Here is a 25,656-nt window from a genome sequence, read left to right as displayed (position 1 = left end):
CGCCGCCATGCTGCCGCTGCGCAGTACCCATCTTGCAAAGAACCAGCCAGACGGCTGGTTCTTTTTCGCTCAGTCCCCACCTCGTCAAGAACCAGCCAGACGGCTGGTTCTTGCTTCGTTCAGTCCCCATCTCGTCAAGAACCAGCCAGACGGCTGGTTCTTTTTCGCTCAGTCCCAATAGGTCAAATAGGGGCGCTGCGCAGCCCACATCTCCGTGAACAAGGCGTCAATTTCGGCCGGTGAGCAAACTGCGGCGGTCAGGGGGTCAAGCAGCAGGGCATAGCGGGCAGCCTGCGCATCGCGGCCTAACAGCGCTTGCACCACCAGCTCATGCACTGCCATGTGCGCCCGATTCAGCGCGGCCAATTGGGGCGGCAAGGGGCCAAAATGGGTGGGGGTCAGGCCGTTACGGTCCACCAACACCGGCACTTCGACGCAGCCGTCGGGCAGGTTGTCAATCAGGCCGTGATTGCGCACGTTGCCGTAGATGACCGCGGCCTTGCCCGACTCCTGTGCTTCGATGATGTCGGCCGCGTACTCTTCGCTGCGCGCCAGGCTGATCTCGCCCTGCCCGGCCAGCAGCGCGCGGACGGTTTCATCGTTGGCCTGACGCCAGCGCGGCCAATTGTTGGCATAGAATCCGGTCTCGCCCCGGTAGCCGGGCCGCGTGTAGCGCTCGACCAAATCAGGCCGTTTGCGGAAGTATGGAATGTACTCCGAAAAATGGCCGCTTGACTCCGTGACAAAGGCGCCAAAGTAGCGCGCCATCTCGAAGCGCACAGGATCGCTCTCGTAGATCTCAGGATCGCGCGCGCGCGCTAACAGGCGGGGATATTGGTCTTCGCCGTTGTGCTCCAGCAGTGTAAACCAGGCGTTGTGGTTGATGCCCGCGCAACGCCAGCGCAGCTCGGCATACGGCAGGTCAAGATATTGGGCTAATTGGTGAGATGTGCCCTGCACGGAGTGACACAGCCCCACCACCGGCAGAACCGTGGTCTGCAACGCGGCCAGGGTGAGGATTGACATGGGGTTCGTGTAGTTGAGAATGGTCGCATGTGGGCTGAGGCGTTCGACGTCGCGCACAATGTCCAGCCACGCCGGCCCGGTACGCAAGGCCTTGAAGATGCCGCCGGGGCCGATGGTGTCGCCGATGCACTGATTGACCCCATATTTGAGCGGAATGTCAAAATCATGGCGCACATTGGCGAGTCCGGCCACTTCGATGGTGTTGATCGCATAGTCGCAGTCGCGCAAGACCTGGGCGCGCTCGGTGCTGGCGATGACCCGCCAGGGCTTACCGCTGAGGCCGACCAGGTATTCGCCGACCTGGTGCGCCAATGCCAGGCGTTCGGCATCAATGTCCACCAGGGCAAATATACCTTCGTGCAGCCGAGGCACTGCCAGGATGTCGGTCATCAGTTGGCGGGCAAAGACGGTGCTGCCGGCGCCAATGATGGCAACCTTCAGCGGACGCTGATCGGCCGCAGCCTCCGTCGCCTCACTGACCTCGACCCGCGTCGGGCGCCAGTTTGGTGTCTCGAGCGCAAGGGCTGCCGCCGGCGCCGTTGTATCGTTTGCAGCAACGGCCGTGTCTTCGATCGGAAGGTCCACATCGCCCACTTCGCGCGTCGATATGCTGAGCTGCAGGCGGTGTTTGGCTGCCAGTGTGAGCGGCTTGCCTTCCACGCGCACGCGCACTTCGGTACCACCGCCCAGGACAACGGGCGCCTGTGCCTCGATCGAGGCGGCTGATCGCTCATTGCCGCCACGCGCGCTGACAAAGATGACGCCAGCGTCATAGGTCTCACCGTCAGCCGTGAGCTGTGCGATCGCCACCACGGTTGCCGAGCCAATGTTATTTTTCAGGCTGAATTCAAAGCCATCATGGCGATTGTGCAGGCTGTGGGGGACGTAGAGTTTGCGTAGGATGAATTTTGGAATTGCGGACATAGTTCTCACCGAGATCGCTGGAAAAGCAGAATCCTCACCGTGTGGTGAGGATTCGCCTGCTACTTGGTACCCCCAAGGGGATTCGAACCCCTGTCTCCACCTTGAAAGGGTGATGTCCTGGGCCTCTAGACGATGGGGGCATACCATGTTTATTTCCAGGACGTGAACGATTCTACCAGAGAAGCAGGTGCCCGTCAAATTGTTGGGGCCGTTCTGGCGCCTTGCCGCCGAATGAATTCGGGGCGCAAGGGCGCGATTTCAATCGCTCTGCTTCAGCGCGCGGCGAGCCGGCATTGGCCGTCGCGCAAACAAACGCCGCAGGTCTCGCAGAAGTCTTCCGCCTGGCCGGGTTTCATGACGCCTTTGTCGTGGCGCCATTGCACCAATTTGCCCACTTCCTCAGGCGGGAAGGGGCTTGCTTGGCCGAGCTGCACCAACATGCGTGTGATGTTGGCCGCAGACTCCAGTTTCTCCAGTTTGAGATAGGCTTCGAACGGCGTCCTGGCGACCGTCACCGACCCATGACGCTGCAAGATCAGGGCATCATAGCGTTGGATCAGGTCGCGAATGATGACGGCGCCTTCGGTCGAGGCGGGCGTGGCGTAGTCGGTGGTGGGAATCAGACCCAGGGTCATGACGACCTCTGGCAACAGGCAGCGCGCCAGCGAGATGCCGGCAATACTCAGGGCAATGGCCACGGGCGGGTGGGCATGAACCACCGCGCCAATGTCCGGCCGTTGGCGGTAGGCCTCCAGGTGCAAGAGCATCTCTGAGCTAGGCCGCAGTCCCCGCGCCGCGCCATGTTGCGGCCCAACCACCTCCAGTTGATCGTTGACGATGAGCAACTGATCTGGTTCGATGAAGCCCTTGCTGAAGCCGCTGGGCGTGACCAGGTAGCGCCCGGCGGCCAGTTTGACCGAGACGTTGCCATCGCTGGCAATGGCGTAGCCTTTGTCCCACAGCAGGCGGCAAATGAAGACCACCTCCTTGCGCCAGGCTAATTCGGTCATGGGCAGCGGCCGCCCGGCATTGGGCAGCGGCCGTTCGTAGCGTGGTTGAGCCATCCATCCTCCTGAGTCAAACGCAGATTGCGGTTCCTATCTTAACACGCAGGCGCAAGGGGCGTCAAAACCGGAGAGACAAAAAAGAGGCCGGGCTCCAGTGCTATTGTGCATGGAACCCGGCCTTGAGTGCTCTGTGCGCTGCTGTCGCCCGCTCACGTAGGTGACAGCCTGTGACCTTAGCGGAGCCACCCCTGTTGGCGCATCACCTGGCTGACGACAGGGATGTTGATTTCCTTACCCTGGTACGCCTGCCAGGCATAGTAGACGGCCATGATGTGCGGTACGAAGAAGAGTACCCACAGGAACAAGGCCCCACAGCCCAGGGTGACCACCGACCCGACGGTGAACAGGATGGCCGCCACGAACTCATACGCAATGGCCGCCACGAAGAGACCGATGGACTGTAAGGCATGGTGACGCTGAAATGGCCGATCCTTGTTACCTTCGGCCAGCAGGAGCACAATGCTCACCAACGGAATCTGCAGGAGCACCATGCCCAGCCAGGACAACGCGGCCATCAACTTGTCATCCGACGTCACATCGTAGCTGGCCGTGGGGGCGGCTGCGGCGCGCGCGGATTGTGGTCGAGCCGGCTCTTCGATCGTGGGTAGCGTAAAGACGTTGTTCGGCGCGGCGGCTGGCGCTTGCGCCTGTTGGGCGGCGGCATACAGGTCGGAGCTGGCGGCTGTCACATCGGCGGCCGCGGTTTCTGCCGCCTGGTTGACAGCGTCCAACCACGTGGCGGCCGACTCCGCTGGCTGCAGCGGTTCGGCGACGCTCATTGGGTTTGTGTTCTCGTTCATATCACTCATGATAAAACCTCCTCGGTTCGGTCCGGGAACTCCTGCCCGGAATGTCGTGATGTTCGGTACTGCCTGACCGGCTTCGATGCGGCCGGTGTTCAGCCTATTATACGCAGAGGGTGGCGGTTGGTTTCACGGTCTCACCCTGCAACTCCAACCGCTGCGACCCACGTCTGTCACGCTCAGGTTAAAAAAGAACACGGGCGTGACGGACCGCCAGAGGGGTCCCTACGGCGCCACGCCCGTGTTTGACGAGCCTGATTATCGCGTGCCCGACGAGATAGAGCATGACCGGCGACCGACGCATCGCTGACAACAGAGATTAGAGATCAGAGATTAGAGATTAGAGATCAGGTGTGTGGAAGGCGGGCAATGGTTGGTATTTGGTCTGCAATCTCCGGTCTGCAATCTCCGGTCTCCGGTCTCCGATCTCCGATCTCCGGTCTCGATTCTTCCTCCGACCCCTGATGTGCTACAATCTGGCGCGAAGCAGCAGACGCCAATTCGTGTCAATTCGTGAAATTCGTGGCAGAGATCTTTCTACCAGGTTCTGGTTCGTTGGGGGCGGAGGGTGTAGATGAAACGACTGGTCTTCATGGGGACGCCGGAGTTCGCTTCGACGATGCTGCAGGCGCTGCGGGCGCCGAACCGTGCGTGGGAGGTGGTTGGCGTGCTGACACGCGCCGATAAACCGGTGGGAAGGGGACAAGAGGTTGCGGTCTCGCCGGTGAAGGCGTTTGCGCTGACGCATGACCTGCCTGTGCAGCAGCCGCGCACGCTGCGCCAGCCTGAGCCATTGGCCGACCTGGCCGCGCTGCAGCCTGACGTGATCGTGGTGGCGGCGTATGGTCTCATCTTACCCCAGACGGTGCTTGATCTGCCGCAGCATGGTTGCTTGAATGTGCATGCCTCGCTCTTGCCGCGCCACCGCGGGGCCGCACCGGTGGCGGGAGCGCTCCTGGCCGGTGACTCGGTGACCGGCAGCACGATCATGTTGATGGATGCCGGCATGGACACGGGACCGCTGCTTGCCCAGGCATTATTGTCCATCACGCCGGGGGAGACGCGCGGGGAGTTGATGGGGCGCCTGGCGCAGCAGGGCGCTGAGCTTCTCGTCAGCACGCTGCCGCGCTGGCTGGCCGGAGACATCACGCCTCAGCCGCAGGATCACAGCCGGGCCACCATGACCAGGCCCATCGCCAAGTCACAAGGACGCATTGACTGGCGGGTACCGGCCGTGCAGATTGCCCGCCAGTTGCAGGCTTTTCAGCCGTGGCCGGGCACATTTACAACCTGGCACGGGCGCTCGCTCAAGATCAACCTGGCGCAGGCCATTCCTGGTGACGCAGCCGAACCAGGCTTGGTGCTGGCTGACGCCCAGGGAGTGAGTGTCGTTTGTGGAGAGGGGCGCCTGCGCCTGCTCGAACTGCAATTGGAGGGCAAGCGCAGCCTCGATGCCCTCACCTTCGTGCGCGGTCAGCGTGGTTTCGTCGGCAGCGTGTTGGGCGCGGATGGCGACACGCCGCCGATGCACACGTGACCTGCGGGGCGCCGTCCCGCAGGTCACGCTTGTCTCTATCTGATTTTGCTCTGAGCATTCAGCCCTTATTTCAGCGTTTCCTGCAGCCAGTTCACAATCGTCTCCTCGATTCCGTTCTGGCGTCCCAACATCCGCGCTCCATGACCCTGACCTTCGACCATCTTGAGCGTGTGTTTGCCCAGGGCCAGTTTGTCCAGTGCAGTGACGGCGTCGGCGCTTTCTTTGTCTTCGGTGCTGGCGACGAGGAGCACAGGGCGCGGCCCGTAGGCCTGCATGGCGCCTTCTGTCTTGATTCCTTCGAAATCCAGGCCGGGTGAGAGCAGGACCAGGGTCTTGACCGCAGGCTGCGTGGCGGCGAAGTTCAGGCTGAGATTGGCGCCGATGCTGGCGCCGATCAAGCCGATGCGCGTCGCGTTGACCTCGGGGCGGCCGGCCAGCCAGGCATGGGCGGCCGCGGCATCCTCTCCCATCTTGTCCCACTCGCGCTGACCTTGACTGCCGCCGTGGCCGCGCAGGTCAAGCGTCAACACGCTGAAGCCGGCCGCCTGTAATTGGCGTGCCAGGGTGTCCCAATCGCCGCGTTGACCGCCGGCCATGTGCAGCATAGCCACCGCGGGGCTGCCCGCTTTGGGCGCCACGTAGAAGGTGCCGGTCAGGGTGACATTGTCAGCCGTGATAATCTCCACCGGCTTGACCTCGCCGGCCGGGAAAGCTTGGATGCCTCCCACCGTTGACTCATTGCCGGTGGGCGAGGTGCCAGGCTGCGGCGCCGGTTGGTTCGTTCCGCCTGCGGGCGCGCCACTGTTGACGCTGGGGATGGATACCGACGTGGTGGCCGAGGCCACCGCCGCTGGATTGCCGGTAGGGGTTGGCGTTTTTTCGCCGCCGCACGCCGTGAGGACGATCATGAGCAGCGTCAGCAAACCGGAGAGCGCCAGACGCCAGGCTTTTATTGTCATATTCTCGTTCCTTTCATTCGCTAGGTGCGCCGCGCAATGAGAATCATACGCGGGCTGACTGATGTGTACGGATCCAGATCATAGGAACCATAGACCATTTCCAGTTCGTAGCCACAGATCTCCAGCAGAAGCTCGGCCTCGGAGCGCCAGAGGAAACGCAGGTTGAATGGCACGAGCATGCGTCGCGTTTGTCCGTCTGGAAACACTTCATCGTAGACAATAATTGTTTCCTGAATTTGATTCGCCAGGTCAATTTTGCGCACGAGTTGCTTGATGACCATCGCGCCCGATTGAGGATCACGCCACTGGTTGTCCACCATCAAGCGGCCGTCGGCTTCCAGCAAGGTAGCGATGTCCGGGTTGAAGAGGTCAAGGATGAGCGGACTGCCGGGGCGCAGAAATGGATGCCAGCAGAGCAGTGCCTGGCGCTGATCCTCGCTCGTCTCCAGGTGCATGAAGCTGTTGACCTGGATGAAGCCCATGCCAAAGCGCTCATCGAGATGGACGCGGCGCATGTCGGCCTGTACCAGGTTGACCCGCTCGCTCAGTCTGGCCGCGGCCAGGCGCTTGCGCGCGAGGTTGAGCATGCCCGCAGAGCTGTCCACCCCGGTCAGACGAAAGCCGGCCTGGGCGAGCGGCACGGTGACGCGACCATTACCGCAGCCTAATTCGAGCAGCGGACCGCCTGCCTGGTCGGCATAGTACCGCAAGAGCGGCATGTCATCGGCGAAGGTGGCGAATTCGGTATCGTACAAATGAGCAATACGGTCGTAATCAATCATGCCGCTGCTGATTCTCCTTCAGGCCTTGATTATAACATCGCGCAGACGAAGATGCCAACTCGCTCCTTCACGCGGCAACTTCGGCCCCAACGGTGCGTATTGTGTTCAGGACTGGAAACAAGTAAGAACTCTCCCGAAGCCAAACAATCTGAGTGTGCTTGAAAGGAGCAAGATTAATTTTATGGAAGGCAAACGTTTGTTTCGCTCACGCAAGGAGCGCATGATTGCGGGTGTATGTGGCGGTTTGGCGCAGTATCTCGGCGTTGACTCATCTATCGTGCGGCTGGGATTCTTGCTGCTCGGCCTGACCGTCGGCGGCGGCTTCCTCGCCTATATGGTCTGCTGGCTCATTATTCCAGAGGAGCCGGAGGCCTAGCGCCAGCGGCCCCTTGTCCTGTCAATCGAAACCCTCGTCCACAGAGCTGCCAGGCCGCGCCTGGCAGCTCTTGTGTGAAACAGGCCGCGCAGAGTTGCGATTGTGCTTCTCGAATACGTCTGTTTGTGCTATACTCTCCCACGCATAGTCTACTCTTAACGTGTGGAGGAATGTGAGCATGGATCCCACTGCGTTCCGCATCGGGCCGTTGACCATCTACTGGTATGGGTTGCTGATCGTGATCGGCGCGGTCCTGGCGGCCGTTTTCGCGACCGCTGAGGCCCGCCGCCGTGGCCAAGACCCGGAGCATGTCTGGAATCTGCTGACCTGGTGTTTGTTGCTTGGCATCATTGGGGCGCGTCTCTATCATGTTTTCTCTTCGCCGGCCGGCGGCTTCACTGGCTGGGACTATTACCGCAGCCATCCGATCGAGATCATCGCCTTCTGGAAGGGCGGCTTTCGGGGCCTGGGCATCTATGGCGCTATTGCCGGCGGCCTGCTGGCCATCCTGCTCTATGCACGGGTGTCCAAGCTGAATTTTTGGCGATGGGCTGACATCGTGGCGCCGGGCGTCTTGCTTGCACAGGCCATCGGTCGCTGGGGCAACTATATCAACCAGGAATTGTACGGCCCGCCTACCACCCTGCCCTGGGGCATCACCATTGACGGCTTGCACCGTTTTGGCCCCTACATTGACCTCAACCAGTATCCGCTGGACATCAAGTTTCACCCGACGTTCTTATACGAGTCGCTGTGGAACCTGCTCGGCTTTCTGCTGCTGTTCTGGCTGGCGCGGCGTTTTGCGTCGCGCCTGCGTGACGGTGACATTGTCGCGATCTATCTCCTCTATTATTCGATTGGCCGCTTGTGGGTTGAGATTTTCCGACCAGACGCCTGGGCCATTGCCGCCATTCCTGCTGCACAGATCTTCGCCCTGCTCTTGATGGCCGCTGCGCTGGTTTTCCTGTTCATGCGTCACCGCGACTGGCAACCGCCGGAGACCTGGTACGCGGAAAAAGCCAGCGCGTCGAGCCTGCCACCGCCCGCGACGCCCACGGTTGATGCCGTGACCGCGGACAGTGAGGACTGAAGAAGGCGCCCGCCATGCACCTGGTGCAGGGGGCGAGGGGGATCAACGGAGGCCGGAGATGAACGTTCGAGGTCGTGTCTGGCGAGCGGTGCTGTTTGCGGTGCTGTTGGGCGCGCATGTTCCAACAACGCTCGCGTGGCCCCTGGATGGTGATGGTCAGGGACGCCCGCCGACCGCCGATGGGCAGATTCTATGGCTGGCTAACGGGGTCGGTTTTTGTACCGCGGACGGTGACCAGGGATTCCCGCACCTGGCGCCCGACGGCGCTGGTGGCATGATCGCGGTATGGACCGACGCCCGCTCAACAGCCAATGGCGTGGACATCTACGCACAGCGCCTGAACGCCGTCGGGACGCCGCTCTGGGCCGCCAACGGCGTCGTCGTCAGCGACGCGCCCAACAATCAGCTTGAGCCACAAGCCATCAGCGATGGCGCCGGCGGCGTGCTGGTGGCCTGGGATGATGAGCGCCCTGGCGGCCTGGCGATCTTCGCACAACGGCTGGATGATACGGGCAAAACCCTGTGGGCCGCTGACGGTATCAGCGTGACGACGGGAGCGGCCGACAATCTCCTGGCCCAACTGGTGCCCGATGGCAGCGGCGGTGCGTTTGTGATCTGGGAACAGCATGCCAACCCCGATCGCTTCGACACAAATCTCTTTGCGCAACGCATCAGCGCTGCCGGCTCCCCAATATGGACAACGCCGGTCACCATTACGCTGGCCCTCGGCGAACAATTCGATGCTGAGGCGACGCCCGATGGCAGCGGCGGTTTCATTGTGGCCTGGGCCGATCTGCGCGATGCGGGGGATCAGAATTTGTATGCCCAGCGCCTCTCGGCCAGCGGCGTTGCCCTGTGGGCGACCGACGGCGTGCCGGTGAGCAGCAATCCCGCCGTGCAGGGCATCGGGCCGATTGTCGCCGATGGCCACGGCGGCGTGTTTGTGGCCTGGTATGACTACCGCAGCACAGGGTACCTGGCGGACGCCTACCTGATGCGGCTGACGACCAGCGGCGACCGCGCCTGGCCCAACGACTTGCCTGTGGTGGCCGCGCTGGATCTGGCGGAAGGGCCAACCGATCTCATTCAGGATGGCAGCGGTGGTGTGATCCTGGTGGCCGCTGCGTCGGATGCCAGCGGCGTGCCGGGCACTGATGTGCTGGCGCAGCGCGTGGACGCCGCCGGCGTATTCCTGTGGGGCGCGCAGCCGGTCAACGTGACACCGTGGGCGGAGCAGCAGGATTTTGCCGTGGCCGTACCTGATGGCCGCGGCGGCGCCTATCTGGCCTGGGTGGACAAGTTCAGTGACCCACCGGGCTATGACATCATGGCTCAACATCTCAGTGAGCAGGGTGTGCCGCAGTGGGCCGGGCACGGCGTGGCTGCGGTCGCACTTTCGGGAGTACAGGACAACGCGCGCGTGATCAGCGATGGCGCACAGGGACTGATCGTGGCCTGGCAAGATTACCGCAACGACCCTGATAATCCAGACCTGTTCGCGCAGCGCATCCGCGACCTGCACCAGCTCATCTTTCCGCTGATGCGCAAGCATAGCGGGCAGGCGCAAGGCCATGCCCCTACTTAATGAAGAGAAGAAGTAGCGCACCCTTGCGGTTGCCCACGCGGGCAGGCGCAAGGCCATGCCCTTACTAATGAAGAGAAGAAATAGCGCACCCTTGCGGTCGCCCACGCGGGCAGGCGCAAGGCCATGCCTACTGAGGAGAGTGATTCATGAAGATCGCGATTGGCAGCGATGAACGCACGCATTTGACCGATTTTGTGGTTCATTACCTGCAGGCGCAAGAGCACGAGGTGCTGCTGTTTGGGCCGTTGGCCGAAGATGATCCCGATGGCGACTGGCCCCTTGTCAGCAGCCATGTGGCCGCCGCGGTCGCCAGTGGACAGGCCGACCAGGGTGTGCTTTTCTGCTGGACAGGAACTGGGGCCAGCATTGCGGCGAACAAAGTGCCGGGGGTGCGCGCCGCCCTGGTGCATGACGCCGAGACCGCGCGCGGGGCACGGATTTGGAACCACGCGAATGTCCTGACTTTGAGCCTGCGCTCGACGCCGGTGGGCGTGGCGAAAGAGATCCTCGATGCCTGGTTTTCAACCCCGATCGTCGAGGGCGAGGCGGTGAGTGAATGGAATTTGACCCAGATCGCGCGCGTGACGGCCATTGAAAATCGTTACCGCGGGGCGTGAACACGCCAAGACACCGGGTCTCTGCAAGAGACCCGGTGTCTGTCTTACTCGATTTCAGCCAGCACTTCGTTCAAGGTAACACCCTGGCCGCTGCTCACGTTGATCCTGCGCACGATGCCGCTGCGCGGCGCCTTGATTTCGTTTTCCATCTTCATCGCCTCTAACACCACCACCGACTGTCCGGCCTCCACCTCGTCGCCCACCGCTACCAGCAGGCGTGTGATGATGCCGGGGATGGGTGCTTTGATGCGACCGTCGCGACTGGTGGGGCGCGCAACGGCCGCCTCCAGGTCGCTCACGGTCAGGTCGCCGTAACGCCGACCATACACCTCAAGCCACTGCAAGTCCCTGTCTAACACAATTTCGTACGGCCGATTGCCCACCAGAATCCAGTCCAGGCTCTCCGGGTCCCGCAGACTCTGCACGCTGACGGGGATGGTTTTGCCATCCACGATCACGCGCAAGTCGGTGTTGGACTGCACAGCCGCCTCCACTTGGATTTCGTAGGTGCGCCCGCCGATCGTAACGCCAATCTTATGCATGGTCAACCTCCTAACTCGGCAGCCGCCGGCTGCTGCGGTGCCAACCGGTCTGGAAACGATCCTGTGTGACCGGACGCGCGGCCTGGTTGCGACTGATAAAGGCCACCGCGGCGGCCACTGCCATATCGCGCAGTTCGATGTCGGGCGTGCCCTCCAATAGAGGGCGATCCAGAAAATCGGTCGTGTAGTTTCCGGCCAGGAAATCAGCATCATTCAGGATGCGCTGATGAAACGGCAGCGTCGTATGCACACCCCGGATGGCGAATTCCTCCAGCGCACGCCGCATGCGATTGATGCACTCCGGCCGCGTTTCGCCCCACACAATCAGCTTGGCCAGGATGGGGTCATAGCGCACCGGCACGTCACAACCACTGTAGGCGTAGGTATCCACGCGCACATTGGGGCCGCCCGGCAGGCGGAACCGGTCCAATCTGCCTGGGCTGGGCATAAAGTTGCTCCAGGGGTCTTCTGCATTGATGCGGCACTCCATCGCCCAGCCGCGGAACTTGATGTCACCCTGGCAAAATGCCAGCGGTTCCCCGGCAGCAATCCGAATCTGCTCGCGCACCAGGTCAACCTGCGTGACCTTTTCGGTCACCGGATGCTCAACCTGGATGCGCGCCTTCATCTCGGCAAAATAGAAGTTGCCATCCAAGTCCATGATGAACTCGACGGTGCCGAGGTTGCGATACTTGAACAGGCGCGCAATCTCCAGCCCCATCTCGCACAGGCGCGTGCGCTGGGGCGCAGTCAGGTTGGGCGAAGGCGCCTCGGCGATGATCTTCTGACTGTGACGCATGATCGAGCCGTCACGCTCGCCCAGGTGGATCAGGCTGCCGAACTGGTCCCCCATCACCTGCACCTCCACATGGCGAGCCGGCATGATGGCCCTCTCCAGGTAGACATGGTCATCGCCAAAGACCGCCAGCGCCTCCGCCTGCGCCTGGCGCACGGCGCGCTCCAGCTTGGATGGATCACTCACCAGGCGCGTGCCGCGTCCGCGCCCGCCCCGACACGCTTTGACCACCAGCGGGTAGCCGACATCTTCCGCCAACGCCTGCACCCCTTCTATCTCACCCTGGCAGAAGCTTTCTGACAGGTAGTATGGCACAGGGTAGCCGGCGGCCGCGACCCGCTCACGCGCCCCCAGGTTGTCACGCAGCGCACTGACCACGGCGCTCGGTGGCCCGATGAAGACGATGCCGGCCGCTTCACAGGCCCGGACAAAGGCCGGGTCTTCGGCCAGGAAGCCATAGCCGGGATGGATGGCATCGGCTCCTGTGTCTTTGGCCGCCTGCAATACCACTTGATGATCCATGTAGCCGCGGCTGGAATCCAGGCGCACCACCTCATCGGCAAAGCGCACGTGCAGCGATCCCTGGTCCGATGGTTCGAACAGGGCCACACTCTGAATTCCCAGGTCACGACAGGCCCGAATGATGCGCACGGCAATCTCGCCACGGTTGGCGATCAGAACTTTCTTGAACATGGCACTCCCTCTGGCGCGTCGGCGCCTTACATCGGCGAGACGCCGTGCTTCTTGGGCACGTGACGTTCCTGCTTGGACAGGGTGACTTCCAGGGTGCGAATCAGCGCACGCCGCGTATCGCGTGGCTCGATCACGTCATCAATCAGACCCCGCGCGGCCGCCACATATGGGTTGTTGAACCTTTCCTCGTACATGTCCACCAGTTCCTTGCGCCTGGCCTCCGGGTCAGCCGATTCCTGCATCTGTTTGCGGAAGAGGATGTTGACCGCGCCGTCCGCGCCCATGACCGCGATTTCAGCATTGGGCCAGGCGAAGAGGTAGTCGCCGCGCAGGCCCTTGCTTGACATAACGCAATAGGCACCGCCGTAGCTCTTGCGCAGGATGACCATCAGCTTGGGCACCGTGGCCTCGCTGTAGGCGTAGATCATGCGCGCGCCGTTGCGGATGATGCCGCCATATTCCTGGTTGGTGCCGGGCAGAAAGCCGGGCACGTCCTGCAGGGTGATGATGGGGACGTTGTACGCATCGCACAGACGGATGAAGCGCGAGGCTTTGAGCGAGGCCTTGATGTCAATGCACCCCGCCAGCACCATCGGTTGATTGGCCACAATGCCGACGACGTAGCCGTTGAGGCGGGCAAAGCCGATGACCATGTTTTGCGCCCACAGTTCGTGAACTTCAGTGAAACGGCCATCGTCCACCACGCTGGCGATGACCTGGCGGACATCGTAGGGCTTGTGCCGATCGGTTGGCACCAATTCCTCCAGCTCAGGGCAGCGGCGGTTGGGATCATCCACCGGCGGTACGTAGGGCGGGTCGTTCTGGCTGTTCGAGGGCAGGTATGAGAGCAGGTTACGCACCTGGGCCAGGCATTGTTGATCGTCTTTGGCCAGGAAATGGCTGACGCCGCTCTCCTGGCTGTGAACCAGGCCCCCGCCCAGCTCATCCAGGCTAACCTCTTCGTTCATCACGGCTTTGACCACGTCCGGGCCGGTGATGAACATGTAGCTGTTGTCGGTCATGAAGATGAAGTCGGTCAGGGCCGGCGAATAGACGGCGCCGCCCGCGCATGGCCCCATGATGACTGAGATCTGCGGAATCACCCCAGACGCCTCGCAGTTGGCGTCGAAGATGCGGGCATAACCGCCCAGGCTGTCCACGCCTTCCTGGATGCGGGCGCCGCCGGAGTCGTTGATGGCGATGAAGGGGTAGCCGTCGCGCAGCGCCATGCGCATCGCCTTGACGATCTTGTTGGCATGCATTTCGCCCAGGGAGCCGCCCATGACGCCGGCGTTTTGTGACGCCACGTAGACATGGCGACCGTTGACCTGGCCGAAGCCGGTGATGACGCCGTCGCCGTAGCGTGAGGCACGCCCATCGAGGTAGGTTTCGGAACGGGGCAGGACCAGGGTGTCAATTTCGGTAAAGGTGTCAGGGTCGAACAGCAGCTCGACTCGTTCGCGGGCAGTCAGGCGCCCCTTCTTGTGCTGGGCGTCGGCCTCCTTGACTGTGCCCGCGGCAATGGCCTTGCGGTCGCGCAATTTCTTCACATACGATTCCACGGAAAAACACTCCTCTTGAATTTTGTGCCAATGTTGTCATGTCGTCAGGCCAGAGTCAGGCCATGTTCTGCGAAAACGCCAGCGTCAATACAAATCCGTCACGCGTGGTCCACCAGCCGGGCATGATTTCAGCGGCGGCGGCCGTCGCGGGATGATAGGTGACCTGGAGTGGGAGCCAGTCATCGTCGGGCGCACGGTCAAGGTTACACACACAGTCAACCCGACGTGTATCAACGGTCAGCCCTAGTTTGACCACCTTGAGCGCCGCTTCTTTGGCGCTCCAAATGGCCGTAATCAGAGTATCGCGCCAGGCCGGCGGCGCGGTCTGCACCTGCCGGATTTCCGCTTCGGTGAAGAATGTCTCCACGAAGTTCCAGTCACGCGGCCGCACGCGTTCGATGTCAACGCCGATGGCTGGGGGCGCCTGGCCTGCGCTCGCAGCCGGGCCGGATGTCGCTTGCCGGCTATCGAGCGCAATCACGGCGCACAGCGCCCATTCTTCACAGTGACTGATCGTCAGGCAAACCGGCAATCTGCCGCTACTTCCATTACTTCCATTACTTCCATTACTTCCATTACTTCCATTACTTCCATTACTTCCATTACTCCCATCGCCAGGAATTCCAATTGCAGCGTGCAGCTCCACGAACGGCGATCCATCGTCTTCATTCTTGATTTCGATGGTTGCCAGCGGCGCAGTCTGGTGCGTGGTCGCCAGCAGGAAGCGTTGCACCAGGTGTTTGGCGGTCCAGCGTCCGAGCAACCAGTCATGACGACGTTTGGGCGAACGCATGGCGTCGAAGCGCGCCAGCTCCGCTGCGCTGAGCAAGCCCAGGGGCGGCTGGCCGCGCGCCAGATCAGGATGCGCCTCGGTGGATTGAACGAGCCAGTGGATCATGGTGTGGCCAGTTTTGTCACGTTCATCACGCGGCAGGTTCGCCAGCAGCAACCTCGGCGAGATCGGCCGCGTGGGTCAATCATACGTCAGTGCCGTTGTCTCCGGCGCTGATGCCCAGCGCCTGCAAACGCATTTGTAAGCGTGCCAGGCGCGCTTCGGCCGCCTCAGCCCGCTGCCGCTCCGCCTCAGCCCGCTGCCGCTCCGCCTCAGCCCGCTGCCGCTCCGCCTCAGCCCGCTGCTGCTCGACTTCATCGTGACGGAGGACAAGCTCGCCATCCGCGGTGTAGAAGCGCAACCAGGCGGTGTCGAGCGCGTGGTTGCGGCCGTGCCATTTACCAATCCACATCTTGAGGGCCTCACTCCAGAGCCAGCCCTGGGCGTTGGGGAGCAGCGCCACATAGTCATCGCCCTGCAAATGCCAGCCCATGAGCGCCTTCGTTTCTGGATCGTAGCAGAAGTAATCCTGCGTGTGGAAGGTGTGCGCGTACAGGTCCTTCTTGGTCGTCAGGTCGTTCTGGCGTGTCGAAACCGACATCAGCTCGAAGATGAAATTGGGATAGCGACCGTTTTCCTCCCAGACCACCCAGGCCTCGCGCCCGACCGAGCCATCCACGTCGAGCACGACGTAGAAATCTGGCCCTTTGTAGTCCCGGTTGCGCACTTGCGCCAGGCTGTAGTAGATGAACATGTTGCCGCCGGCGTAGAAGTCGTTGCGCTCACGCCAGGCGTAATGAATGAGTTCAAGGAAAAAGGCGATTTGGGCCAGGTGCCAGGGAGTTTCCAAGGGTTCACCATCCTCTGTCGGCAATTCCAGCAGATCTCCATGGGTTCTCAGGAGATCGAGGAGTGTACGATTGCGAAGGCCTGGCCGCGAACGGGAGGGAACCCAAATGAGCTTAGTGCCATTTCCATAGCCATTTCCATAGCCATTTCCATAGCCATCCCCGTAGCCATCCCCGCCGCCATCCCCATTCGTGGGCGTCGGCGTTTCTGTCCTGGTCATCACTTCAGCCGTCTGTTGCATGATCCCTCTCCGCTTGGCAGCGTGCTGCCTGGTGCAGATTGTGCTCGGCGGTGCATGACGCCACCTCTTGACGATCGTGCGTTTGCCGTGCGGCTACAGTATAGCCCCGCTATCGCCAATCGTCAATCCCTTTTGCGGGTGCAGGGGTGTCGAAGTCAGACTTCCGAAGTCTCACAGACTTCGGAAGTCTTTTCACCCCTGCACCCGCTTCGATGCTTATGCCAGAATGGCCTGCAGCGGCGCCAGCAGATCAGCGCTGACGCTGCCCGGCATGCGCACGGTTTGGTAGCCGGTCATCTGAACGTAGACGTTACCGGTCTCGTCCACGACGACGGCGTCGAAGGACGTGCCGCCAGCCACCGGCGTCACCAGGGCGAACAGTCGTTGGCCGCTGGCCTGCTCTGGCTGCCGATAGGTGGTTACCCGTCCGATCGCCATGGGCAGCGCCATGGCGCCGGTCGTCGCCAATTCCCAGATGCCCGCGGTCTGGAAGCAGAACTCGATCAGCCGTGGCGCCATCAGCGTTTCCGCCGCGGATGGCGACGTATTCGCCGGCAGGTTGCCTGCCATCAGGCCCACCACCGTGCTGCCCACCATACCGACTTGATCCAACACCTGGTAGGCCGGGCCGTGGAAGTAGATCTTGTAGATGTCGCCTGCGCTCACGGTCTTGCCCATTGGCCCAGGCAGGCTGGCCGTCGGTTGATCGAGATCCGTCGTCGTCAGCCGCACATCGGCTGTGAAGTGTACCTTGACCTGCGGCGGCAGCTCCGGCTTGGGCGCGGGGACGATGCCGGTCAGCGTGGTGTGCGCCACGATCTCGCCGTTGGCGCCGGCGCTGGTGGTTGCCTCCAGGTACAACGTGCGCGGCAGATGGCGGAAGAACTTGAACGGCGCCAGGAACTGCTCATTCTCGATGGCTGCCACCCGGTAGCCGGGGAAGAGCAGCGTCGCCAGCTCGGCGAAGCTCTCTGTGCCCATCACGCCGGGCAGCACCGGGGTACCGTCAATCTGATGATCGAACAGGAAGGGCTGTATCTGCGGGTCGAGTGTGGTCTCCACCTCCAGCCCGCCGTACAGTCGCGCCGCCTTGACCGCGCCAATCATGGGCAGTGGGCGTTCGCGACTCGCCAGCAGGGCCTTGACCTTGTCCGTGTCCAGCCCGCCGGTGACATCTTGCTCGCTCATCAACGCGCCCAGCCGTCGGCCGACCACGATCTCGCCCTTGAACCCGCTGTAGGTCAGTTCACGACGGATCGTGGGCACGCCCACCTCTGGCGGCAGCATGTCAATGCCCAGCATCTCCATGATCTTCGGCACCGAGCCACGTGTGGCCATGCCAATGCTGCCCCAGGCGGTCCAGTCCAGGGCGATGCCACGCGTCTGCGGCCGCCAGGCCTTCATGCTGCTGCTGATCTTACACAACAGGTCGTTGGCCGCACTGTAGTCGCTCTGCGCGGCGTTGCCGAAACGACCTGCCACCGAACTAAAGACTACCGTCGCGCCAATCGGCATCCCGGTCGCGGCCTTGAGCAGGTTGAAGAACCCGTCCGCCTTGACATCGTAGACCAGGGCAAACTGGCTCGGCTCCTTGTCCGGCAGCGGACGATCAATCAGCAGACCGCCCGCATGCAGGATGACATCAATGCGACCGTAGCGCCGACGAATGTCCTCGATCACCGCGGCCACTGACTCCCCATTCAGCAGGTTGATGCTGTGGTAGTACACTGTGCCGCCGGCCGCTTCCACGGTCTCGATGGCACGCAGGGCCGCTTCGTTGCGTTCGATGGCGATGATCTGTTTGTCAATCTCCACCGGTGTCGGCTTCTTGCCGGCCGCGCGTGCGCGTTCGATCAGCGCCTTCTTCAGCGCTTCCTTGTCGCTGCGGAACAGGCGAATGTCTTCATCATCCCGCTGCGGCGGCGGCACCACGTCCAGCAGATAGAAGATGCCCTCGCTTGCCACCGCCAGGTCGGTCGTGATGGCGCTGGTGATGCCACCGGCCGCGCCCGTCACCACGAAGACGGTCTCCTTGCCCAGAGTCAGACCAGCGCTGCCATCCCTGGCCGGGAGCACCCGCAGAGTCGGCGAGTAGCGCAGGCCATCCTTGTAGCCCACCTCGATCACGCCCGGATCGCTCAGCGTTTCCGCGATCAGCGCCTCAGCCGGCTCCACCGTCTTGCGACCGGCGTCGAAGTCCACGGCCTTGACCAGGACTTGCTCACGCTCGCGCTTGAAGGCCTTGCTGAAACCGACGACGCCGCCGCCGAGTGGCGCCAGCGCACCCTCAGAACCGTAGCCGTGCAATCCGCCCAGGCGCACGCCCGCGACCAGAAAGTTGGTCGGGCCGCTCACCGCGTCGAACAACGTGCGCATCGTGGCGTAGAGGTTCTTGACGCGCATCCGGTTGGCTTCGCGCCAGGTTGCCAGGTCCATCTCCTCCAGCCCCGGCTCCACATCGAGAGCGGGCAGCCAGTAGACGCCCTGGATGGGGCCGGCCGCCAGCCAGTTCTGCAACTGCCCGACGAGCGCTTCCATCTCCAGCGCTTCCTCCACTATGAGGGTCGTCACGCCCCGCTTCTGCAAGCGGCCAACCAGCGCCTTGCCCACGCCGCCCTTGTCCATCATCACCACGACGCGACTACTCGCATTGAGCAGCACACCGGTCGGCTTGCAAAACTCCAGCCCCGGACGCACCGCCGGCGCCACCACCCGCCGCGGCGCCTTTTCCGATTCTTCCAGCGTGCCGTAGGTCTTCACCACCACTTTGGCCGTTACCGGAGATCCGAGACCGGAGATCGGCTTCTCAGTTACCAGAGATCCGAGACCAGAGACCGGTTTCAGCGCCGCGACACTCGCAGACGCTGCCGCCATTCCCTGCCCCGTGACCCGATCTCCAATCTCCGGTCTCCGGTCCTCCGCTCTCTGTTCTCCTGCCAACTCCGGCCGATTCGATAGCACGAACTGAATCACACTCGCCAGCGTGGGGTAATCGCGCAGCTTCACGTCATCGCGCCGCGGGATGTCGAACGCCTGCCGGATCGCCGCAAAGGTTTCGGCCTGCTTGACGGTGTCAATGCCCAGGTCCGCCTCCATGTCAAGCTCCAGGTCGAGCATGTCCTGCGGATAGCCGGTCTTTTCCGCGACCACCGCCAGCACCTTTTCAGTCACCTGAGATCCGAGACCGGAGACCGGTTTCAGCGCCGCGACACTCGCAGACGCTGCCGCCATTCCCTGCCCCGTGACCCGATCTCTGGTCTCTGTTCTCTGTTCTCCTCTCAGCTCCGGCCGGCTCTCAAGCACGAAATCCACCACCCGCTTCAGCGTCGGGTAATCGCGCAGCTTCACGTCATCGCGCCGGGGGATGTCGAAGGCCTCGCGCACAGCCGCGAAAGTCTCGGCCTGCTTGACGGTGTCAATGCCCAGATCGGCCTCCATGTCAAGCTCCAGGTCGAGCATGTCCTGCGGATAGCCTGTCTTCTCGGCCACGATCGCCAGCACCTTCTCAGTCACCTGAGATCCGAGACCGGAGACCGGTTTCGGCGCCGCGACACTCGCAGACGCTGCCATCGTCCCCCGCCCCGTGACCTGATCTCTCGGTCTCTGTTCCCCTCCCCCCCCGTGCTTCTCCTCTCTGGCTCCGGCCCGCCCTCTGGCGCCACGAAATCCACTACCCGTTTGAGCGTCGGGTAATCGCGCAGCTTCACGTCATCGCGCCGGGGGATGTCGAAGGCCTCGCGCACAGCCGCGAAAGTCTCGGCCTGCTTGACGGTATCAATGCCCAGGTCGGCTTCCAGGTCCAGCTCCAGGTCGAGCATGTCCTGCGGATAGCCGGTCTTGTCGGCCACGATCGCCAGCACCTTCTCAGTCACCTGAGATCCGAGACCGGAGACCGGTTTCGGCGCCGCGACACTCGCAGACGCTGCCATCGTCCCCCGCCCCGTGACCTGATCTCTGGTCTCTGTTCTCTGTTCTCCTCTCAACTCCGGCCGGCTCTCGAGCACGAAATCCACCACCCGCTTCAGTGTCGGATAATCACGCAGCTTCACGTCGTCGCGCCGGGGGATGTCGAAGGCCTCGCGCACAGCCGCGAAAGTCTCGGCCTGCTTGACGGTATCAATGCCCAGGTCGGCTTCCAGGTCAAGCTCCAGGTCGAGCATGTCGCTCGGATAGCCGGTCTTCTCGGCCACGATCGCCAGTACCTTGTTGACAACCTGAGATCCGAGATCAGAGACCGGTTTCGGCGCCGCGACACTCGCAGACGCTGCCATCGTCCCCCGCCCCGTGACCTGATCTCCAATCTCCGGTCTCCGGTCTTCCCCCGCGCGTGCCGCGGGCCACGGCGGCTCGAGGGTCGAGCGCTGGCCGGTTACCGGAGTCGGCGCCGGTGCAGGAGTCTCCACGGGTGCAGGAGCGGGAGCCAGCGATGTTGGCGGGGCCGGCGGGGCCGTCATCGCGGCTGGGGCCGCAATGACTTGGGGCGCCGGTGAAGCAAGGGTCGGGAGCACCATCGGTGTAGGCAGCAGGTGGGTCACGCCGGCGCCATCGCCAGCGGCCAGGGCGCGCACGGTTGGCCCGGTGCCTGTGCGCCAGGTACTCGGCGCCGGCTGGCGAGTGGGGGCCGCTTCACTGCGGATGCGCAGCACACGTTTGATCACGTCTGTTTCCGCGCGATCGTAACCGCTGATATCTTCCAGCCAACGCTGGTAAAGCGCCTTGTTGTCGGTGCGATCCAGCGCGCCGGGGATGCGTCGTGTCAGGGTCATCGCAACCTGCGAGCCGAAGCCGGCCGCGAGGTGCAGCGCGTACTGCACCGGGTAGCGGCCGCCGCGGCTGAGATTGAGCATGCCCAGGTCGGGGTCCACTTCTTTGAAGTTGGGCACCGGCGGCACAATGCCGTATTCCAGGATTTTGACCGCAATCACGTCCTCGACGCCAACGCCCATCGGATGACCGGTGAAGCCCTTGGTGTTGGCCATGATGATCTGGTTGGTGACATCGCCAAAGGTGCTGCGCAGGGCGATGACCTCGGCCGCGGCGCTGCCGCCACGGGCCGGCGTAAAGGTCTCATGCGACATGAAGACCATCTGCGGCGCCATCGTGCGGCGATCCACGCCGAAGCGGCGCTCGGCCGCCGTCACCAGGTTGTTCATCACCATCGCAATGTGATCCACATCAAGGCGGGTGCCGTGGAAGGCGCTGTTGCTGGTCTCGCTGCTCAGTAGTTCGACGATGCCGCGCATGCCGCGCTCGCGCACGGTGTCTTCGCTTTCGATCACCAACGCGCACGCGCCCATACCCATCAGGGTGCCATGGCGACGGCGGTCGAAGGGCAAGGCGGCTTCTTCCACCTTGGCATCGGTGGCAGCCGCGCCGGTCGCCAGGAAGCCAGCGCCCACCCATTCCATCAGGTTGTCGCCGGTCACATTGTCCGCGCCGATCACGATCACGCGGCGGCAGCGGCCGCTGCGAATCCAGTCCTCGGCGATGGACACGCCTTGCGCGGTGCTTGCGCACGCGGCGTTGACCTGGGTATTGGGGCCGCGCGCACCGATGTACTCGGCGAACTGGCTGTGGCCCATGGACAGAATGCGGAAGAGGAAGCGACGGTCGAAGGCGTACGGCTCACGCGCCAGGTCGTCACGCACCGCGTTGATGCGTCGGTCCACTTCCAGCAGGGCCTGGCTTTCGGTGATGGCGCCACGCACGCTTTGCAGCATCTCCAGATGGTGCAGGCGTTCCTGCCAGACGTAGTAGCGCTTCATCTCGTCAGCGAAACGGTCGCCGCCGGGGAACGCGCTGGCAAAGACGACACCGGTTTCGTCGCGCAGACTGTCCGGCAGCATCCAGCGATCAGGCAGGAAGCGGCCGGTGCTCGTGCGCTTCCAGGTCTGAACCAGGGGAAGGCCGGCCTCGCGCAGCGCGTCCAGGCCGGCGGCCATCGCCAACTGCGTGGTGATGTCCAGCGCCTCGACCAGTTTGTCGGAGATGCCGTACTCTTCACTGAGATCGAAGGCGCCGGCGCGGCCGGCCAGTTTGATCACATCGCCCGAATCGGTAATCGTCTCGAAGCTGCCGCTGCCATCTGCGGCCTTGACCACACGGGTGACGTGCTTCTCGGCGATCAGGCGGCGGTAGCGCTCTGGGATCAGGTCCACAAACTGCTCGCCACGCAGGATGCGCAGCGCATTGTCAGGGTCCATGACGGCTTTGTTGACGCCGGGCAGACCCAGGCCGGTGCCGCTGATCACGATGGAGCCTTGCGGCACGTCGTTGCGGTCGAATGTCTTGGGCGCCGGCTGGGCCATCGTTTGCATCATCTGGGCAAACATCTGACCCATCATCTGAAAGGCTTGTGCCGGAGGTAGGGACGGCAGGTTTGGCATGGCAAAATCCTGTTCGGCTGGCATGGTCGCGGCAGCGACAGGCGCAGAGGGGGCTGCTATCGCACTGACCGACGACGCCGGAGTTGGTGTTGAAGGGGCTGCCGCGGCTTGCGACGGCGGCGGCTTGATTTCCCAGGCCGGTTGGCTGGCGGTCAAGCCGTAGCCGGCGGCGTAAAGGCCGCACAGCGCCTGGTTGAAGCTCGGCAGCTCGCCGGTCTTGGGGTGATTGGTGAAAAGCGAGACGACATCGGGCTTGCTGCCCAGGACATCGTCTACCAGGCCCTTGAGCGCCTTCTTGGCGCCGACTTCGACGAAGGTACGCACGCCGGCCGCGTACAGCGTTTCCAGGCCCTTGATCCACTGCACCGGCGAAGCGATCTGCAGTTCGAGCAGATCCTTGATGCCTTCGACATCGTTGGGATAGAACTCACCATAGACGTTGCCCACCAGTGGTAGGAGCGGCAGGGAGATGCGCAGGCGATTGAGCACCTGACGCAGCGGCTTGCTGGCCGGGGCCACGATGCGCGTGTGGAAGGCGTGGCTCACCGGCAGGCGCACAGCCTGGTAGCCCATGCCGTTGAAGAGGCCGATCGCCTCCTCAACCGCCTTGCTCTCGCCGCCAATCACCGATTGGTTGTAGCTGTTGATGTTGGCCGCGACCACATAGCCCTTGATTTTCGGCAGCGTCTCTTCGATCATCTTGTAAGGCGCCATGACCGCGGCCATCCAGCCGTTGTCGCCCATGCTGACCTTGGTCATTTCGCTGCCACGCGCCGCGGCTGCCTCCAGCGCATCGGCAAAGGGCATGATGCCCGCGGCAATCAGCGCGCCATATTCGCCCAGGGAGTGCCCCATGACCATGTCGGGGTATTGGCCGTAGGTTGCCAGCAGTTTGTAGATCGCGGTGTCAATCGTCAGCATGGCCGGCTGCGTGATGGCGGTCTGCATCAGATCGCGCTCCACACGCTTCATGGCCTGCGGGTCGTCGCCGTTGACGAAGATGAAATCGGTCAGCGGCTTGCCCAGGATCGGCGTCATCACGCGGTCACCTTCGGCAAACACTTCGGCCACCACCGGATCAGCCGCGGCCAGTTCGCGCCCCATGTTCGCGTACTGGCTGCCCTGACCGGGGAAGAGGAAGGCCACCTTGCCTGGCTTGGGGCCGCTGCCGCGGAAGATGCCCCGACCTTGCAGGGCCTTCCAGGCCGCGGCGTTGCCAAAACCGGCCGCTTTGCGCGCATTGCCTAGCCGGTCGAGCAGTTCATCAGGCGTGCCAAAGTCAATCACCAGGCGCTCGTTGGCGGCCAGATCAGCCGCGGTCGGCGGCGCCACGGGCGGCATCCAGCCGTCTTCCACGCGGCCCCAGATTGCGTCCAGTTTGTCTTTCAGCTCGACGGGCGACGCCGCGCCCACAGCCAGAATGCCGCGCAGCGGCGCCTTGGTTGACGCGCTGAGGGTGACAGGCAGGGTGGCAGGTGGCGAGGCCGGCGCTGTTTTGGCGCCGGGGATAGTCACTCCCGCATAGGTTGCTATCTCACGAGCCAGCGCGCCCGGCACGTGCTCTTCCACCACCACATGGAAATTGGTGCCGCCAAAGCCATACGCGCTGACCCCCGCCCGCCGTGGGCCCTGGGCTGGCTGTTTCCACTCCTGCAGATCATGATTGACGAAGAACGGCATCTGATCAAAGTTGAGGTTGGGGTTCGGTTTTTGCGCGTTGAGCGTGGGCGGCAGTACCTTGTCATACACCGCCATCACCGCCTTCAGCAGACCGGCCGCGCCGGCGCCTGCCTTCAGGTGGCCGATGTTGCTCTTGGCCGACCCCAGGGCGATGCTGCCGCGCGGCGCGTTGCCGAAGATGGTGGCCAGGCTTTCCACTTCCACCACGTCACCCACCTTGGTGCTGGTGCCGTGCGCCTCGACCAGGGTGGCGCTGGCCGGATCCAGCCCGGCGTTTTCCCAGGCCCGCTGCGTGGCTAACTGCTGGCCGATCGGGTTGGGGGCCGTGATGCCTTTGCCCCTGCCATCGCTGGAACCGCCGACGCCGCGAATGACGGCATAGATCTTGTCGCCATCGCGTTCGGCATCGCTCAAACGTTTGAGGAGAAACGCGGCCGCGCCTTCGCCCATCACAAAGCCATCGGCGCCATCGCCGAACGGCCGGCTGCCGGTCGCGCTGAGCGCACCGATTTTGCTGAATTTCACGAACGTGGTTGGCCCCATGTTGCGGTCCACACCGCCCGTCAGCACCGCATCGCAGCGGAAATTGATGAGGTTTTCCACAGCCGCTTCGACCGCGGCAAAGGTGGACGCGCAAGCCGCGTCGGCGATAAAGCTCGGCCCGCGCAGGTTGAAGACGTTGGCGATGCGACCGGCCACGATGTTGGCCAACTCGCCGGGCATCGTGTCTTCGGTTATATTGGGGAAGCGCTCCTGCACCATCTCGCGTGCTTCGGCCATCAACGCCGCGCGCACGTCGGCTGGCAATTGCCTGAACGCGACGGTATTTTCCAGGGCGTGCGCATATTCGGGGAAGAAAATGCGCAGCGCGGTGAAGTAATGCAGCTCGCCGCCCATGGCGGTGCCCAGGATAACGCCTGTGCGCTCCGTATTCAGCGGTCGCTTGGGATAGCCATAGTCGGCCAGGGCCTCCGCGGCCGTGGCCAGCGCCCATTGCTGACTCCCGTCTATGGCTGCGGCCACTTTGGGCGGGATACGAAATTGCTTCCAATCGAACTGAAACCCACGCACCCAGGCGCCAATTTTGCTGTAGGTCTTGTCGGGTGCGCCGGGGTCAGGGTCATAATAATCGGCTACGCTCCAGCGCTCCGGCGGCACGTCGGTGATGCTGTAGCGCTTGGTGCGGATATTTTTCCAAAACGCGGGGGCGTTCAGCGCATCTGGCAAGACGGCGCCTACGCCCACCACCGCAATGGCACGGTCTGCGGTTTGTTCCATAAGTCGTACTCCTCATGCCAGCGGCGAGCTT

Annotated in this window: 17 protein-coding genes and 1 tRNA gene; 5 read left to right on the top strand and 13 right to left on the bottom strand. The window is 63.0% G+C overall.

Annotated elements, in window-relative coordinates; all coding sequences use genetic code 11:
* Positions 1-168: 168 nt before the first annotated feature.
* The 4 genes from melA to IPM84_07980 all read right to left on the bottom strand — a co-directional run bounded on the left by melA (position 169) and on the right by IPM84_07980 (position 3,826).
* Positions 169-1,950, bottom strand: a complete 1,782-nt coding sequence (gene melA / locus IPM84_07995) for an alpha-galactosidase (GenBank protein ID MBK9092707.1) — start codon at positions 1,948-1,950, stop codon at positions 169-171.
* 64 nt (positions 1,951-2,014) lie between these two features.
* Positions 2,015-2,090: transfer RNA gene (locus IPM84_07990), tRNA-Glu, on the bottom strand.
* A 132-nt stretch (positions 2,091-2,222) separates the two neighbouring features.
* The gene (locus IPM84_07985) at positions 2,223-3,014 is read right to left on the bottom strand and encodes a class II aldolase/adducin family protein (protein MBK9092706.1); all 792 of its coding nucleotides are present in this window, start codon (positions 3,012-3,014) and stop codon (positions 2,223-2,225) included.
* A 176-nt stretch (positions 3,015-3,190) separates the two neighbouring features.
* Complete coding sequence (locus IPM84_07980) at positions 3,191-3,826, bottom strand: hypothetical protein (protein ID MBK9092705.1); 636 nt, start codon at positions 3,824-3,826, stop codon at positions 3,191-3,193.
* 568 nt (positions 3,827-4,394) lie between these two features.
* Between IPM84_07980 and IPM84_07975 the strand changes: the two genes are divergently transcribed.
* Positions 4,395-5,357, top strand: a complete 963-nt coding sequence (locus IPM84_07975; GenBank protein ID MBK9092704.1) for a methionyl-tRNA formyltransferase — start codon at positions 4,395-4,397, stop codon at positions 5,355-5,357.
* Between the two features lie 65 nt (positions 5,358-5,422).
* On the opposite strand, the gene IPM84_07970 is transcribed toward IPM84_07975, so the two are convergent.
* On the bottom strand, positions 5,423-6,316 hold the full coding sequence (locus IPM84_07970; protein ID MBK9092703.1) for an alpha/beta fold hydrolase: 894 nt from the start codon (positions 6,314-6,316) through the stop codon (positions 5,423-5,425).
* A gap of 20 nt (positions 6,317-6,336) precedes the next feature.
* Positions 6,337-7,098 (bottom strand): class I SAM-dependent methyltransferase, encoded by a 762-nt coding sequence (locus IPM84_07965; GenBank protein MBK9092702.1) that lies wholly within the window; start codon positions 7,096-7,098, stop codon positions 6,337-6,339.
* A gap of 181 nt (positions 7,099-7,279) precedes the next feature.
* Here IPM84_07965 and IPM84_07960 point away from each other — a divergent pair, with 181 nt between their 5' ends.
* From IPM84_07960 to IPM84_07945, 4 genes are all read left to right on the top strand, one after another.
* On the top strand, positions 7,280-7,474 hold the full coding sequence (locus IPM84_07960) for a PspC domain-containing protein (protein MBK9092701.1): 195 nt from the start codon (positions 7,280-7,282) through the stop codon (positions 7,472-7,474).
* Positions 7,475-7,652: 178 nt separating this feature from the next.
* Complete coding sequence (locus IPM84_07955; protein MBK9092700.1) at positions 7,653-8,564, top strand: prolipoprotein diacylglyceryl transferase; 912 nt, start codon at positions 7,653-7,655, stop codon at positions 8,562-8,564.
* A 58-nt stretch (positions 8,565-8,622) separates the two neighbouring features.
* Positions 8,623-10,149 carry a hypothetical protein gene (locus IPM84_07950; GenBank protein MBK9092699.1) on the top strand — a complete coding sequence of 509 codons (1,527 nt, stop codon included), beginning with the start codon at positions 8,623-8,625 and terminating at the stop codon, positions 10,147-10,149.
* A 146-nt stretch (positions 10,150-10,295) separates the two neighbouring features.
* Entirely contained in the window at positions 10,296-10,766 is a 471-nt protein-coding gene (locus IPM84_07945; protein ID MBK9092698.1) for an RpiB/LacA/LacB family sugar-phosphate isomerase, read from the top strand.
* A gap of 44 nt (positions 10,767-10,810) precedes the next feature.
* On the opposite strand, the gene IPM84_07940 is transcribed toward IPM84_07945, so the two are convergent.
* From IPM84_07940 to IPM84_07910, 7 genes are all read right to left on the bottom strand, one after another.
* A complete protein-coding gene (locus IPM84_07940; GenBank protein ID MBK9092697.1) occupies positions 10,811-11,308 on the bottom strand; it encodes a biotin/lipoyl-binding protein in 498 nt (165 codons plus the stop codon).
* Positions 11,309-11,318: 10 nt separating this feature from the next.
* A complete protein-coding gene (locus tag IPM84_07935) occupies positions 11,319-12,797 on the bottom strand; it encodes an ATP-grasp domain-containing protein (GenBank protein MBK9092696.1) in 1,479 nt (492 codons plus the stop codon).
* A gap of 26 nt (positions 12,798-12,823) precedes the next feature.
* A complete protein-coding gene (locus IPM84_07930) occupies positions 12,824-14,359 on the bottom strand; it encodes an acyl-CoA carboxylase subunit beta (GenBank protein ID MBK9092695.1) in 1,536 nt (511 codons plus the stop codon).
* Positions 14,360-14,414: 55 nt separating this feature from the next.
* Entirely contained in the window at positions 14,415-15,257 is an 843-nt protein-coding gene (locus tag IPM84_07925) for a 4'-phosphopantetheinyl transferase superfamily protein (protein MBK9092694.1), read from the bottom strand.
* Positions 15,258-15,336: 79 nt separating this feature from the next.
* Complete coding sequence (locus IPM84_07920; GenBank protein ID MBK9092693.1) at positions 15,337-16,260, bottom strand: Uma2 family endonuclease; 924 nt, start codon at positions 16,258-16,260, stop codon at positions 15,337-15,339.
* Positions 16,261-16,497: 237 nt separating this feature from the next.
* The gene (locus IPM84_07915) at positions 16,498-19,851 is read right to left on the bottom strand and encodes an SDR family NAD(P)-dependent oxidoreductase (GenBank protein ID MBK9092692.1); all 3,354 of its coding nucleotides are present in this window, start codon (positions 19,849-19,851) and stop codon (positions 16,498-16,500) included.
* Positions 19,791-25,625, bottom strand: coding sequence for an acyltransferase domain-containing protein (locus tag IPM84_07910; GenBank protein MBK9092691.1), 5,835 nt, complete (start codon positions 25,623-25,625; stop codon positions 19,791-19,793). The genes IPM84_07915 and IPM84_07910 overlap by 61 nt, the downstream gene beginning before the upstream one ends.
* Between the last annotated feature and the right edge of the window lie 31 nt (positions 25,626-25,656).

The sequence above is a fragment of the Candidatus Amarolinea dominans genome (assembly GCA_016719785.1).
Lineage (GTDB): Bacteria > Chloroflexota > Anaerolineae > SSC4 > Amarolineaceae > Amarolinea > Amarolinea dominans.
The sequence above is the reverse complement of the archived record's forward strand: the minus strand, read 5'-3'. Positions and strand labels throughout refer to the sequence as shown.

What these genes read in the sequence shown, in the direction of transcription:
- IPM84_07950 (MBK9092699.1), top strand. Translation starts at nt 8,623, where the DNA reads ATGAACGTTCGAGGTCGTGTCTGGCGAGCGGTGCTGTTTGCGGTGCTG.
- IPM84_07910 (MBK9092691.1), bottom strand. Translation starts at nt 25,625, where the DNA reads ATGGAACAAACCGCAGACCGTGCCATTGCGGTGGTGGGCGTAGGCGCC.
- melA (MBK9092707.1), bottom strand. Translation starts at nt 1,950, where the DNA reads ATGTCCGCAATTCCAAAATTCATCCTACGCAAACTCTACGTCCCCCAC.
- IPM84_07935 (MBK9092696.1), bottom strand. Translation starts at nt 12,797, where the DNA reads ATGTTCAAGAAAGTTCTGATCGCCAACCGTGGCGAGATTGCCGTGCGC.
- IPM84_07985 (MBK9092706.1), bottom strand. Translation starts at nt 3,014, where the DNA reads ATGGCTCAACCACGCTACGAACGGCCGCTGCCCAATGCCGGGCGGCCG.
- IPM84_07940 (MBK9092697.1), bottom strand. Translation starts at nt 11,308, where the DNA reads ATGCATAAGATTGGCGTTACGATCGGCGGGCGCACCTACGAAATCCAA.
- IPM84_07970 (MBK9092703.1), bottom strand. Translation starts at nt 6,316, where the DNA reads ATGACAATAAAAGCCTGGCGTCTGGCGCTCTCCGGTTTGCTGACGCTG.
- IPM84_07975 (MBK9092704.1), top strand. Translation starts at nt 4,395, where the DNA reads ATGAAACGACTGGTCTTCATGGGGACGCCGGAGTTCGCTTCGACGATG.
- IPM84_07980 (MBK9092705.1), bottom strand. Translation starts at nt 3,826, where the DNA reads ATGAGTGATATGAACGAGAACACAAACCCAATGAGCGTCGCCGAACCG.
- IPM84_07915 (MBK9092692.1), bottom strand. Translation starts at nt 19,851, where the DNA reads ATGGCAGCGTCTGCGAGTGTCGCGGCGCCGAAACCGGTCTCCGGTCTC.
- IPM84_07955 (MBK9092700.1), top strand. Translation starts at nt 7,653, where the DNA reads ATGGATCCCACTGCGTTCCGCATCGGGCCGTTGACCATCTACTGGTAT.
- IPM84_07925 (MBK9092694.1), bottom strand. Translation starts at nt 15,257, where the DNA reads ATGATCCACTGGCTCGTTCAATCCACCGAGGCGCATCCTGATCTGGCG.
- IPM84_07960 (MBK9092701.1), top strand. Translation starts at nt 7,280, where the DNA reads ATGGAAGGCAAACGTTTGTTTCGCTCACGCAAGGAGCGCATGATTGCG.
- IPM84_07920 (MBK9092693.1), bottom strand. Translation starts at nt 16,260, where the DNA reads ATGACCAGGACAGAAACGCCGACGCCCACGAATGGGGATGGCGGCGGG.
- IPM84_07965 (MBK9092702.1), bottom strand. Translation starts at nt 7,098, where the DNA reads ATGATTGATTACGACCGTATTGCTCATTTGTACGATACCGAATTCGCC.
- IPM84_07945 (MBK9092698.1), top strand. Translation starts at nt 10,296, where the DNA reads ATGAAGATCGCGATTGGCAGCGATGAACGCACGCATTTGACCGATTTT.